The 12,418-nt window shown below is 39.7% G+C and carries 9 protein-coding genes and 17 tRNA genes; 2 read left to right on the top strand and 24 right to left on the bottom strand.

What is annotated here, in order from left to right; genetic code table 11:
- Window positions 1-36 precede the first annotated feature (36 nt).
- The 7 genes from O3622_RS08000 to O3622_RS07970 all read right to left on the bottom strand — a co-directional run bounded on the left by O3622_RS08000 (window position 37) and on the right by O3622_RS07970 (window position 8,857).
- A complete protein-coding gene (locus O3622_RS08000; RefSeq protein ID WP_371607303.1) occupies window positions 37-480 on the bottom strand; it encodes a MarR family winged helix-turn-helix transcriptional regulator in 444 nt (147 codons plus the stop codon).
- Window positions 481-619: 139 nt separating this feature from the next.
- On the bottom strand, window positions 620-1,813 hold the full coding sequence (locus O3622_RS07995) for an O-antigen ligase (protein ID WP_008293041.1): 1,194 nt from the start codon (window positions 1,811-1,813) through the stop codon (window positions 620-622).
- Between the two features lie 131 nt (window positions 1,814-1,944).
- Complete coding sequence (gtfA, locus tag O3622_RS07990) at window positions 1,945-3,387, bottom strand: sucrose phosphorylase (protein WP_049478410.1); 1,443 nt, start codon at window positions 3,385-3,387, stop codon at window positions 1,945-1,947.
- A gap of 281 nt (window positions 3,388-3,668) precedes the next feature.
- Window positions 3,669-4,502 (bottom strand): carbohydrate ABC transporter permease, encoded by an 834-nt coding sequence (locus O3622_RS07985; RefSeq protein WP_000711267.1) that lies wholly within the window; start codon window positions 4,500-4,502, stop codon window positions 3,669-3,671.
- A 16-nt stretch (window positions 4,503-4,518) separates the two neighbouring features.
- Window positions 4,519-5,391, bottom strand: coding sequence for a carbohydrate ABC transporter permease (locus O3622_RS07980; RefSeq protein ID WP_371607302.1), 873 nt, complete (start codon window positions 5,389-5,391; stop codon window positions 4,519-4,521).
- Between the two features lie 18 nt (window positions 5,392-5,409).
- Complete coding sequence (locus O3622_RS07975; protein WP_371607301.1) at window positions 5,410-6,660, bottom strand: extracellular solute-binding protein; 1,251 nt, start codon at window positions 6,658-6,660, stop codon at window positions 5,410-5,412.
- Between the two features lie 34 nt (window positions 6,661-6,694).
- Window positions 6,695-8,857, bottom strand: coding sequence for an alpha-galactosidase (locus O3622_RS07970; protein WP_371607300.1), 2,163 nt, complete (start codon window positions 8,855-8,857; stop codon window positions 6,695-6,697).
- A 107-nt stretch (window positions 8,858-8,964) separates the two neighbouring features.
- On the opposite strand from O3622_RS07970, the gene O3622_RS07965 reads away from it, so the two are divergent.
- Window positions 8,965-9,825, top strand: a complete 861-nt coding sequence (locus O3622_RS07965; RefSeq protein ID WP_049478407.1) for an AraC family transcriptional regulator — start codon at window positions 8,965-8,967, stop codon at window positions 9,823-9,825.
- A complete protein-coding gene (gene birA, locus O3622_RS07960) occupies window positions 9,822-10,757 on the top strand; it encodes a bifunctional biotin--[acetyl-CoA-carboxylase] ligase/biotin operon repressor BirA (protein WP_084944097.1) in 936 nt (311 codons plus the stop codon). The genes O3622_RS07965 and birA overlap by 4 nt, the downstream gene beginning before the upstream one ends.
- 75 nt (window positions 10,758-10,832) lie before the next feature.
- Here birA and O3622_RS07955 read toward each other — a convergent pair.
- From O3622_RS07955 to O3622_RS07875, 17 genes are all read right to left on the bottom strand, one after another.
- Window positions 10,833-10,920 (bottom strand) — tRNA-Ser (locus O3622_RS07955).
- Window positions 10,921-10,926: 6 nt separating this feature from the next.
- Window positions 10,927-11,000: transfer RNA gene (locus tag O3622_RS07950), tRNA-Ile, on the bottom strand.
- A 33-nt stretch (window positions 11,001-11,033) separates the two neighbouring features.
- Window positions 11,034-11,104, bottom strand: a tRNA-Gly gene (locus tag O3622_RS07945).
- A 16-nt stretch (window positions 11,105-11,120) separates the two neighbouring features.
- Window positions 11,121-11,193 (bottom strand) — tRNA-Phe (locus tag O3622_RS07940).
- Window positions 11,194-11,196: 3 nt separating this feature from the next.
- Window positions 11,197-11,270, bottom strand: a tRNA-Met gene (locus O3622_RS07935).
- An 11-nt stretch (window positions 11,271-11,281) separates the two neighbouring features.
- Window positions 11,282-11,371: transfer RNA gene (locus tag O3622_RS07930), tRNA-Ser, on the bottom strand.
- Window positions 11,372-11,382: 11 nt separating this feature from the next.
- Window positions 11,383-11,456, bottom strand: a tRNA-Ile gene (locus O3622_RS07925).
- 13 nt (window positions 11,457-11,469) lie between these two features.
- Window positions 11,470-11,543: transfer RNA gene (locus O3622_RS07920), tRNA-Met, on the bottom strand.
- A 5-nt stretch (window positions 11,544-11,548) separates the two neighbouring features.
- Window positions 11,549-11,622, bottom strand: a tRNA-Pro gene (locus O3622_RS07915).
- Window positions 11,623-11,636: 14 nt separating this feature from the next.
- Window positions 11,637-11,710: transfer RNA gene (locus O3622_RS07910), tRNA-Arg, on the bottom strand.
- Window positions 11,711-11,721: 11 nt separating this feature from the next.
- Window positions 11,722-11,807, bottom strand: a tRNA-Leu gene (locus O3622_RS07905).
- A 7-nt stretch (window positions 11,808-11,814) separates the two neighbouring features.
- Window positions 11,815-11,886, bottom strand: a tRNA-Gly gene (locus tag O3622_RS07900).
- Window positions 11,887-11,913: 27 nt separating this feature from the next.
- Window positions 11,914-11,986, bottom strand: a tRNA-Thr gene (locus O3622_RS07895).
- A 12-nt stretch (window positions 11,987-11,998) separates the two neighbouring features.
- Window positions 11,999-12,080 (bottom strand) — tRNA-Leu (locus O3622_RS07890).
- Between the two features lie 5 nt (window positions 12,081-12,085).
- Window positions 12,086-12,158 (bottom strand) — tRNA-Lys (locus tag O3622_RS07885).
- A 24-nt stretch (window positions 12,159-12,182) separates the two neighbouring features.
- Window positions 12,183-12,255, bottom strand: a tRNA-Asp gene (locus tag O3622_RS07880).
- Window positions 12,256-12,257: 2 nt separating this feature from the next.
- Window positions 12,258-12,330: transfer RNA gene (locus tag O3622_RS07875), tRNA-Val, on the bottom strand.
- Between the last annotated feature and the right edge of the window lie 88 nt (window positions 12,331-12,418).

The raw sequence follows: 12,418 nt of genomic DNA, 5'->3' as shown, positions 1-12,418 counted from the left end.
AAGTTACCAAACTTTTAATAACTAATTTATCCCACTCTAAACCTCATTTTCCTTCTCTTTCAGATTAGCCAAAATTCTTTCTTGAAAGGCTTCAAACTGCCTAATTTCCTCTTCTGAAAATCCTTTGTAACAGATAGTATCCAATCTCTGACTGACACGTTGCCCAACTTCTTTCTGGGACTTGCCCAACTCTGTTAAAACTAAATACTTCTTACGCTTATCTTCTCCACACGGACTGACAGTTATAAGATTTTGTTCCTCTAGCTTTTTTATCATAGTCGTCAACGTATTATTAGCAAGCCCAGTCGCAAGCGCAATATCTGTCGCAGTTGCACAGCCCGTCTTACTATTCCATAAAACCGCTAAAATCTTTCCCTGCTCACTCCGATAAAGAGAGTCAGGGTCTTGTCTCAGTAACTTTTGAAAAATCCGCCCATTCAACAAACGAATATGATGGGCTACCAAATGACTATCTTTCACGACCTCTCCAATTTGTTTCTATATCGAATTGTTTTCATTGTAACACCTCTCATTCCATCTGTCAACTATTTCGATTTAGAACTAATTTTTCTCAGTAAAAAATCTCCTACTCAAGGTAGAAGATTTCAATCTTATAAACTTAATCCGTCATGTCTGATACCAAAGTTCGACGCTCCAATGGAATACTGCACATAACTAACAAGAAAATGAAGCCTGACTGAATCCAGAAAAGGGCCAAGTCAAAGATTCCATGCACAGCGACTACTGTAAGGAAGGAGAGATAAAGACCGATAATTGGACGTTTCCCCGACTCCTGACTCATATCCATCATCAAACGAACAGGAGCAACAGAAGACAAAGCTAATAAAATGGTTCCCACAATTCCGTAACTCAGAATCGTATCAATATAAAGGCTGTGAGCATGTTCATGATAAGGAGCATTTATCCGAGGATAAGAGTGCATATAGGTCAATGGCCCCTCCCCCCAAAAAGGATTTTGCTTAAACAAGGCCATCCCAGCATCCCAGATAGAAATGCGTTCTTCCATAGAGGAATCTAAAGTCCCCATCCGAACTCCCAAATCACTAGAAAAAAGGAAACTCAAGCCAATCGCAAAGACCCCGATACTAAGCCAAAAGGCCTTCCAGTTTTTAATGGTTGTAAAGAGATAAATGATGGCTCCAGCGATAATAGCAGGAAAGGCAGTTCGATTTTGCGTAAAGTTCAATCCAAAGAGATTAACAAAGCCTGCAATCACACAGAATACCTTCAACCAATTCAACTTGGTCGTTGTAAAGAGATAGAAGGCAATCATGATACAGAAACAACAAATAATTCCATAGTAATTAGGATTAAAAAAGGTCACTTCTGCCCGATTCTGATGCCATACCTGCATATTGGGCGAAAGAAAGGCATAGTTAAATTTCTTTACAATTTGGAAATGCTCCAAAGTAGCAAAAGCCGCAGAGAGCACACTACCAAACAAGATTGTCTGCAGTATCAGTCGAAAGAAAGCATGTGTCAGACGTTTCTGGTAGAAACTAAAGAAAATGAGGAAGAGAAACATCAGTAAAGATGCAACCAATCCAAGCCAATTCTTAGCGACGATAGAGATGATACTACTGTAGGCAATAAAAAAGAGAAGTACAGGATGTTTGGCCAATCCTTTGATAATTCCCTTCATCTCCCCAGTAACAAGTAAACCTATCAAATATAAAGCAAAGAGCCCTAAGAATAAATAAAAAGGTAAAAAGATACTTATGATCATCAAATATAAAAAGAAATCTTTTTTCGAAAGCCCTCTTATCTTATCCAGTAATCCAATTGATTTCAAAACGGATCCTTTCTGTTCTGGATTTCTCCAGAAGATAAATGCTAAACTATCTTTATATTCTACCATTTTTTCCGTCATTTGGGAACAATGAACACGTTTTCACCACAAAAAATTCTATCATCAATATAGCACTAGAACTGAATTTTTCTGCCGTTTTCCACTACTTGATAGGTCTGACTTTGCAAATCAATTTCTGCTACTGCTGTTACGGACTTGTCTTTATTTTGACGTTTGATTACAATGCTGTGAGCTGTTGGTGTTTCTATCTCAATAGTCCCTTCTAGGTCAAAGGCCTCTGATTGATTACGAAAAGAAAATAGATTGAGAAGAGACTTCACCACAGGACGTTGAACTTCTTCTGCTATTTCCTCGTTGCTATAGTAATGACGATTAATATTTCGACCTTCTTTGGTTTCTTCTAAAAATTTCAAGTCATTTTTTCCTGCTAATAGACCCACATAGTAAACCTGAGGAATGCCTGGAGCAAAAACTTGAATCAAACGAGCAAGGAAGTACTTGACATCATCATCTCCAAGTGCTGAATAATAGGTTGAATTGATTTGGTAGATATCTAGATTGTTATACTCTGCACTAGAGTACTTGCGTTTGACATTCGCTCCAACCTTATAGAGTTCATTTGAAGCATAGTCAATTTCCTCATCAGTCAGGATATCTTTGACATCCACCACTCCAATCCCATCATGAGTATCTAGTGTCGTAAATTGCTTCATCGAGCTCATCTTCAACCACTTGGCCAAACGCTCTGTTCTGGAACTGTAAAGAGTATAAAGAGTCACCATTGGAAGGGCAAAATCGTAAACATAGTAATCATGGTCCGCTATTTTAAACTGAATCGAATAGTGTTCATGAATCTCAGGTAAAAGCTCTGCCCCATACTCAGCAGCGATATCTCGAACTTTGTCCAATAAATTCCAAATATCTGGTTCCACAAAGAAATCATTGGTATCCAATTTCTTCACTGCATAAGCAAAGGCATCTAGACGAATCAAATCACACCCGTTACTTGCTAGATGTTGAATGGTCTTACGGATGAATCTCATCGTTACTTCTTTGGTCACATCAAGATCAATCTGCTCCTCACCAAAGGTATTCCACAAATGTTCTACTGAACCATCTGCAAATACAATCTCTTGCTTTGGTGCACGATCCTTACGCTTGTAGATTAAATCTACGTCAGACTGTGTCGGACGGTTCTCTGGCCAAAACTTATCCCAGTTTAAAAAGAGATCTTTAAATTCACTGGCTTCATGTTTTTCTTGATAGTCCCTATAATACTTAGATTGACGAGAAATATGATTAATCATAAAGTCAAACATAAGATAATATTTCTCACCTAAACGCTTAACGTCCTCCCAATCACCAAAAGCTGAATCCACTTCATCATAGTCAACTGGCGCAAATCCACGATCACCTGTTGATGGGAAAAATGGTAGAAGGTGAACTCCCCCAATAGCATCGCCAAAATGTTCTTCCAAATTCTCATATAAGTCTTTAAGATTATTTCCAAGACTATCTGAGTAAGTAATCAACATAGTTTTATTTTGAATGGTCATAGATGTTCTCCTTTTTCTGATGAAAGCCAAGTCTTATATGACCTGGCTTTGTAAATGAAAGATATTTTTAGATTTTTGTTCAGTACTAATATAGACTGCAAGCAACTAAGTACTACTTTCTTTTTTCTACATAGAATTGTCAATAAGCTGAACTGTTCCTTTGTATCTTAATTGAACACGCCCTAAGCTCTGTGTGAAAAAGATGAATCTTCCAAGAAGCCAAGGCTTCTTATTCAGATTCCCTATTTTCACTGTGAGCTTTTAACGGGCTTTGTATCTTGTTACTTCACTGCCCCGTTACTCATTCCTGAAATGATATGTTTTTGGAAGATGAGGTAGACAATGGTTATCGTTACAATTCCCACAATATAAGATGCAAAGCTTGGGCCATAGTCATTGAAGTACTGACCTTGATAGTTGTATTGGAAGAGAGGCAAAGTCCACATCTTGGAATCCTTATTCAGAATCAAAAGTGGCAACATAAAGTCATTCCAGAACCAGAGGGCATTGATAATCAAAGTTGTCGCATGCATGGGCTTCAACATTGGAAAAATGATTCGACGATAAGTTGTAAAACGATCAGCCCCATCAATTTCTGCAGCTTCATCTAAACTATCTGGTATACTGATTTTAATATAACCAACATACAAGAAGAGAGTCTGTGGAATAGCATAAGTTAAGTAGAGTATTACTAGCCCCCACATATTCGCTAGACCGAGTTTACTCATCATAACTGTGATGGGAATCATAATCACCTGAAATGGAACAAATATCCCTAAGATCAAGAGCGAATACATAATTGCAAAGGCTTTTTTCTTGGACATATTTCGAGCAATGGAGTAAGCTGCAGCTGGTATAAAGAAAGCCACTACAATCAATGATAACACCGTAATAACTGCTGAATTCCAGAAATAGCCTCCAATTCCATCCGAAATCAATCGTTCATAATTACTCAACGTAAAAGGATTGGGCAAACTAAAGAAATGATTCATGATATCCTTAGTTGTCTTGAAAGAACTAAATACTGTTACCAACAAAGGAACAAGTATAAGAATACCACCGACTATCAAGAGGACGTATTTCCAAAACTGATTCAATTTTTCTTCTTTTTTCATGTGTAGGACTCCTCTATTAGATTTCAAATTTCTTTGATAGCTTGATTTGGATCAGAGAAACAATTCCAATAATTAAGAATAAAATCAAGGCAATTGCATTCGCATATCCATATTGATTACTCTTGAAAGCATAGTTGTAGACTAAAAGTCCAAGAGACGTTGTAGCATTATTTGGACCACCACTCGTCAACGCAAAAATTTGGTCAAAGGCTGTCAAACCAGACTTAAGAGCCAAGATAAAAACCATTGAGATCGTTGGCAGTAAATAGGGCAATTCAATCTTCCAAAAAGTTTGTTTACTGGTTGCACCATCAATTGATGCTGCCTCTAAAATATCAGTTGGAATACTCTGAAGACCAGCAAGAAAGAGAATGATTGGCATAGCTACTCCTTGCCATAGAAGAACAAAAATAGTTGCCACTACCGCTCCGACAGGTGTCCCTAATAGACTCTCTTGTAAAAAACTAATTCCTAAAATTTTTCCAATCGTTGGAAGCCCATAGTTGAAGAATTGTTTAAAAATCAAGGAAACTGTCAAACCAGATAAAACAGCCGGGAAAAAGAACCAAGCTCTAAAGAAGGTCCGCCCCTTCATCTTAGAATTTAAGGCTCGTGCCACAACCATCCCAATCGTAATCTCTCCAATAATCAATGCCAGAGTTAAAATCAAAGTAAAGGCTATGGCTGTGAAGAATTTCCCATCAATCATCAGTAATTTGTAGTTATTTAAACCAACAAATTTATAATTATAGGTCAATCCAGTCCAGTTAGTCAAACTATAGAAAGCACCTTGTACCATTGGAAAGTAAAAGAAGATAGCTTGTAAAGCAAGCGGGATGAGCAAAAATGTCCAACCCCAGTATTTATTTAAAAATTTTCGAATAGCCATATCATCTTAACTCCTATTCTAGTCCAAATCTGCCTTCATTGGATTAAAGAAAGCATTGAGATTGTTTGCCATATTTTTCAGATTTTTATCCATCAGGTAACCTGCACTTAGATTAAAAAAGTCTTCTTCAGAGTTCCAGCGTTGGCCCAACCAAACATAATGTTTGTCCGTAAAAGCCAGTTTAGAAATAGCTGCAAGCGCTGAATCTTCTTTTTCCTGTATACCTTTCACCGCAACTGGTGATCCATCTATATCATAGTATGACTGCATAGCTTTTGGACTAGTCATATAGCTGATAAATTCTTCGGTTTCCTTAGGGTGTTTGGTAGTAGCTGAAGTTGATAATGCCATATCCCCTGCACCAACAGTGACTTCTTTTCCTACTTCTTCTCCAGGAAAGGCAAACATCCCCACCTCAAATTTTGGATCCTGTTGATTAATTGCGGCTAATGCCCATGATCCTTGTGGCATCATCAAGGCTTTTTCACTCGAAAATGCTACCACCGCATCATTATAAGAGGCACCACGCCAACCATCTTGAGCATTATCTGCTAATAAATCGAGTCGTTCTGCATCTGCTTTTAAAATAGCATCATCTGCAGAGATTGCGTTTGGTTTTGAAAAGCGAAGGTAGTTATTAGCCGCGTCTCCACTACCTGTAAGAGTAATGAGAGAAAGTTGGTGGTAACCATTTAGTGTCCAGCCTTCATTGCCTGCAACTGCAAACGGAGAATGCCCACTATCTTTTATCTTTTTAACAATCTCTTGAAACTCTTTAAAAGTCTTCGGTTCCTCAAGTCCTAATTCTTTAAACTTTGTTTTATTGTAATAAATTCCATAAAGGTTAGCCGTTAAAGGCACACTATAAACCTTGTTATTGATTGCATACTTTTCGGCATAGTCATTCTTGATGTTCTCAAGATAGGATTTTCCTGTCATATCTGCAAAATAACCTGCTTTTGCCCACTCCTGAAAATCCATATTTTGAGGATAGATATTAATAATATCTGGAACATCTCCTGATAAAATACGAGTCTTTAGAACAATTCCAGCTGAAGGTACTGTAGTCAGCTTCACATCAATATTAGGGTGTTCCTTTTCAAAATCATCCACTATCTTTTGCAAGGTATCTGCCATCTCGGTCTTCTGGTTAAAAAACTCAATCGTTACCTTGCCATCAGTTGATTGATTGTTCTGACCACAAGCCACTAGGCCTAGTAAACTTGCCCCAGCTACTAAAAGAAAACCTGCTTTCTTATACCATTTCATTGGAATGCCTCCTTGATAAATTTATACGCTTTTATTATAGTCTTTTGAATTTATACTGTCTACTCAAAAAATCTCCTGGTGATAGGGTAACAGTTAAACCTGCATACATGAGCTCTGCACCCGAGTAAACAATGTTTGTCCCTTCCAGCTCATAAAGCCCTTCCACTTCTAAGTCTTTCAGTTTCAAGGTGGTTTCCATTGTTTCCACAACTGACAGGACTCGGACGTAGGTCACAATCGTTTGATTTCCATAGTTAAATTGCACAGCTGCTTCATTGGATTCAGCATCGGGATTGATTAACCTATACTGATTCCCCAACTGGACTACTGGTCGCAATTCTTTATACAAGTTCACCTGATTAGCAATCTCAGCCTTCTCTTCATCTGATAAACTTGTCAAATCAAGCTCATAGCCCAGATTTCCCATCATTGCCACATGACCACGAGTTTCCAATGGTGTCGTTCGTCCCATCTGATGATTTGGCACTGCTGACACATGAGCCCCCATAGAAATGGTTGGATAGAGATAGGATGAACCATATTGGATTGGTAAACGTGCAATAGCATCAGTATTATCACTAGCCCAGACTTGTGGGAAATAACGCATCATACCAAGATCATTTCGTCCACCACCACCTGAGCAGGACTCAAAGAGAATATGGCTATGCTTCTCTGTCAGATAAGAAACGAGTTCGTAAAGCCCCATCATGTACTGATGAGACTGCATCTGGGTTTCCAGATAAACTGAACCATTCCCCAGATTAGTGATATTGCGGTTCATATCCCATTTGATGTAGTCAATTTTATGATGAAAGAGGAGTTCATCTAAAACATTTTTCAAATATTCTACTACCTGAGGATTGGCAAGATTAAGTACTAATTGATTTCGAGAATAGGTATGCTCATAACCTGGAACCTGAATAGCCCAGTCAGGATGTTTGCGATACAAGTCGCTATCAACAGAAATCATCTCCGGTTCTAACCAAAGCCCAAACTGCAAACCTCTTTCATGGATCGCTGAAATCAGACTTTCTAGACTTCCACCCAGTTTTTTCTCATTCACAACCCAATCACCTAAAGCACGATTATCATCAAAGCGATTACCAAACCACCCATCATCTAATACAAAAAGTTCAATTCCAACTTTCTTAGCTTCATCAGCTAGTTCTAACAGTTTTTCTCTCTGAAAGTCAAAGTAGGTAGCTTCCCAGTTATTGATTAGAATTGGACGCTCTTTTTTAGAAAATTTACTTGGCATAATGTGCTTAAGTACAAAATTCTGACTTTCATGACTAATACCAGTTAATCCCTTATCTGAATAGGTCACTAAAGCTACCGGTGTTTCAAAATTTTCCTCAGGATCTAACTTCCAAGAAAAGTTTTCTGGATTAATGCCAATAGCCACCCGAACTTCATTCAGTTGATTCTTTTGGACAAAAGCTTCGAAGTTTCCACTGTACAGTAGTTGCAAAGCAAACACATTCCCAGCATCCTCTGTGGCTCCTTGATCACATAATATAAGAGCAGGTGTTTGAGCATGCCCAGAAGCTCCACGGTTCGAACTAATCGAAAAGATTCCTTGCTCTACCTGTTGACGTCGGACAGTCTTTTCACGAGCATAAGCTCCCTGCAGAGTTACTATTTCGTAAGCTGCAGCAGGAAAATCAGCCATAAAAGAAAATTCCTTATAAATGACAACTTCCTGATTGCTATTATTTTCCAATTTGCTGTAACTAGCAATTGTCGCATCATTATCAAAAGCTGTATAATACAAAGTCAGACTAAGTTGAGCCTTAGAATCTTTTAAAATCAAGGCAAGCGTCTCTGTAGCATCCATGCTGTGAGGAGAAGGTAAGCCCTGTGGACCATTCTGACCTTTTAAAATCTTTGCTTCTACAAATCGAAAGTCTGTTACTTCAGTTGCATCATGTTGAACCTGTAAAGTTGGTTTTCTAAAGTCACCCAAACCATGTTGTCCAAAAATCTGACGTTGCGTATCCAAACTAAAGGTTCGATTAGTAGCTATGGGATTACCAGAAAAAGCATGATCGCGTTCGTAAACACTATTAGCCCCTCTATAGTTCTTAATAGTCTTTCCTAAATGTTTTAATAATAAGAATCCATCCCTATTTTCAATAATCAAACTTAAACCTTTACTCTCAACGTAAAATAGATTATTCTCTATTCGAACTCCCATAAATTGTACCTCATCTATTTCTTGATAAAATTTTAGCACATAAAAGCGCTTTCTAAAATAGAGAAATGTCTACAAAGTATGGTAAAATGTTAGGTAGGAGGTGGCCCATGCTCGTTTTTTCAGAATACCAGACTGGAACAATTGATCTTTCTCTTAGCTTCTACGGTTATGAAGAATGCACGCCTAATTACTCTTTTGGTCCAGCTATTCGAGATACCTATGTACTACATTACATTACTAAAGGAAAAGGTCAATTCCATTATAAGGGGAAAATTGTTGATTTAAAGGCAGGAGATTTCTTTTTACTAAAACCAGATGAATTAACATTCTATCAAGCAGATAGCCAGGATCCTTGGGCTTACTACTGGTTGGGGATCACTGGAGGGAGGGCACCTGACTACTTTGCTCTATCTCAAATTTCTGACCAATCCTACCTCATCCAGTCAAATAACTGTCATACACAAACAACTGCAAAACTCATCTCAGATATTGTCTGCTTTGCTCAGATTACAAAATCTAATGAATTGGCTCAACTCCACATCATGGGACAACTCCATGAACTAATGTTTCATCTAGGAACGATTGCTCCCAATCAGAAAAAAGAGAATATTTCATCAACTCACCAGCTCTATCTTGACTGCAAACAATTAATTGATAGTCACTATCCACGATCGCTCACCATTCAAGATTTAGCAAAAGAGCTATCGGTTCATAGAAGTTACTTAACTAGTGTGTTTAAAGAATTTCACCAACTCTCTCCAAAAGAGTATTTACTTTTCGTTCGAATGAACCGTGCTCAACAGTTACTAGAACACACAAATGAAACGATCAAAGTCATTGCATATTCTGTAGGTTTTTCAGACCCACTACATTTCTCAAAAGCCTACAAACAGTTTTTTCATAAAACACCTAGTCAAACTCGAAAAGAATACTCTCACTCCCTCTTAGCTAGAAAGGAAAATCAATGAAATCACACCAACTAGTCTACCAAATATTAGCTAGAGAAAACGATTATGTTAGCGGAGAAAAAATCGGAGAAGAACTGAATTTAAGCCGTACATCCATATGGAAAGCGATCCAACGTCTTCAACAAGAAGGCCTAGAAATTGACAGTATCAAAAATAGAGGCTATAAGCTTATTCAAGGCGATCTGATATTGCCTGATTTGATTCAGGAGAACACCAACTTAACCATTCGCTACAAACCTGAGACCAAATCAACCCAAACAGATGCAAAAGAAGGGATTGAAGCTGGAAACAAAGGAAATACACTCTATCTTTCAACCTGTCAAACAGCAGGTCGTGGCCGCTTTCAGCGCCCCTACTATTCTCCATCTCAGGGTGGGATCTATATGTCCCTGCATATTCAACCCAATCTTCCCTATGAAAAACTCCCTTCCTATACTCTCCTTGTAGCTGCTGCAGTCTACAAAGCCATTAAAAATCTCACTATGATAGAAGTAGATATCAAATGGGTAAATGACATCTACTTAAAAAATAAAAAAATAGCAGGTATCCTCACCGAAGCAATGACATCAGTTGAGACAGACTTGGTTACAGACGTCATTATCGGACTTGGTATAAATTTTTCTATAGCAGACTTCCCAGATAACCTCAAAGAAAAAGCAGGTAGCCTATTTATGCAACCTGCACCAATTAGTCGTAATGAGCTCATCAGCGAAATATGGAATTGTTTCTACAATACGGATTCAGATGAGCTACTTTATATCTATAAAGAAAGATCAATCGTTCTTGGAAAAGAAGTTACCTTCCAGCTAGATGGAAAATTGAATAAAGGTCTTGCAAAAGAAATCTCAGAATCTGGTCAACTTCAAGTCGAACTTGAAGATAAACATACTATCTGGCTCAATAGCGGAGAAATATCACTAACAAGTTGGTAATAAACAAATCCCCCTTTTAATGATATAGAAGGGGGATTTACATACAAAAAAAAGAGCCTAGCAGCTCTCAACGTACGGAGAATGGGGGATTCGAACCCCCGCGCCGGTTACCCGACCTAACGATTTAGCAAACCGTCCTCTTCAGCCTCTTGAGTAATTCTCCTATTAATGGGCACGAGTGGACTCGAACCACCGACCTCACGCTTATCAGGCGTGCGCTCTAACCACCTGAGCTACGCGCCCAAGTTTAAAAACTTGGTATGAACTTTCGTTCAAAGCGGGTGACGAGAATCGAACTCGCGACAACAGCTTGGAAGGCTGTAGTTTTACCACTAAACTACACCCGCTTAATAAAATAAAATATGGCGCGAGACGGAATCGAACCGCCGACACATGGAGCTTCAATCCATTGCTCTACCAACTGAGCTACCGAGCCAAATTGCGGGAGCAGGATTTGAACCTACGACCTTCGGGTTATGAGCCCGACGAGCTACCGAGCTGCTCCATCCCGCGTTAATATAAAAAGGAGGATGTGGGATTCGAACCCACGCACGCTTTTACACGCCTGACGGTTTTCAAGACCGTTCCCTTCAGCCGGACTTGGGTAATCCTCCATTATTTACAATGGACCTTGTAGGACTTGAACCTACGACCACTCGGTTATGAGCCGAGAGCTCTAACCAGCTGAGCTAAAGGTCCAACAAGATCAATATAGCGGCGAAGGGGATCGAACCCCCGACCTCCCGGGTATGAACCGGACGCTCTAGCCAGCTGAGCTACACCGCCATGAATCGGGAAGACAGGATTCGAACCTGCGACACCTTGGTCCCAAACCAAGTACTCTACCAAGCTGAGCTACTTCCCGCGTTAAATAAAAAATGCACCCTAGAGGAGTCGAACCTCTAACCGCCTGATTCGTAGTCAGGTACTCTATCCAGTTGAGCTAAGGGTGCTCATCATTATATGCCGAGGACCGGAATCGAACCGGTACGATCGTTACCAATCGCAGGATTTTAAGTCCTGTGCGTCTGCCAGTTCCGCCACCCCGGCCTCTCTAAGCGAACGACGGGATTCGAACCCGCGACCCCCACCTTGGCAAGGTGGTGTTCTACCACTGAACTACGTTCGCATCGACCTCTTATTCTATATAAAAAAATGCCGGCTACATGACTTGAACACGCGACCCTCTGATTACAAATCAGATGCTCTACCAACTGAGCTAAGCCGGCTGATTTCTATTATGCGGGTTAAGGGACTTGAACCCCCACGCCGTTAAGCGCCAGATCCTAAATCTGGTGCGTCTGCCAATTCCGCCAAACCCGCAAATATGACCCGTACTGGGCTCGAACCAGTGACCCATTGATTAAAAGTCAATTGCTCTACCAACTGAGCTAACGAGTCTAAAATAACTTCCGTTATCTTAAACGGTCCCGACGGGAATCGAACCCGCGATCTTCGCCGTGACAGGGCGACGTGATAACCGCTACACTACGGGACCTATGGGAGTTAACGGGATCGAACCGCTGACCCTCTGCTTGTAAGGCAGATGCTCTCCCAGCTGAGCTAAACTCCCAAAGGGCGGAGTCTAGCTCATCCAACGGTAAGAAACTTTGTTTCTCTCATCCGCCGATTGTAATTTCGATTTCCTCTCAATTACAACT

Source organism: Streptococcus sp. 27098_8_51, assembly GCF_041432205.1.
GTDB lineage: Bacteria > Bacillota > Bacilli > Lactobacillales > Streptococcaceae > Streptococcus.
Note: the sequence above shows the minus strand (reverse complement) of the source record. Positions and strands in the feature narration are given on the sequence as shown.

Bases quoted from the DNA above. Each gene is read 5' to 3' on its own strand.
- O3622_RS07985 (WP_000711267.1), bottom strand. From the start codon at position 4,502: ATGAAAAAAGAAGAAAAATTGAATCAGTTTTGGAAATACGTCCTCTTG.
- O3622_RS07975 (WP_371607301.1), bottom strand. From the start codon at position 6,660: ATGAAATGGTATAAGAAAGCAGGTTTTCTTTTAGTAGCTGGGGCAAGT.
- birA (WP_084944097.1), top strand. From the start codon at position 9,822: ATGAAATCACACCAACTAGTCTACCAAATATTAGCTAGAGAAAACGAT.
- gtfA (WP_049478410.1), bottom strand. From the start codon at position 3,387: ATGACCATTCAAAATAAAACTATGTTGATTACTTACTCAGATAGTCTT.
- O3622_RS07970 (WP_371607300.1), bottom strand. From the start codon at position 8,857: ATGGGAGTTCGAATAGAGAATAATCTATTTTACGTTGAGAGTAAAGGT.
- O3622_RS07965 (WP_049478407.1), top strand. From the start codon at position 8,965: ATGCTCGTTTTTTCAGAATACCAGACTGGAACAATTGATCTTTCTCTT.
- O3622_RS07980 (WP_371607302.1), bottom strand. From the start codon at position 5,391: ATGGCTATTCGAAAATTTTTAAATAAATACTGGGGTTGGACATTTTTG.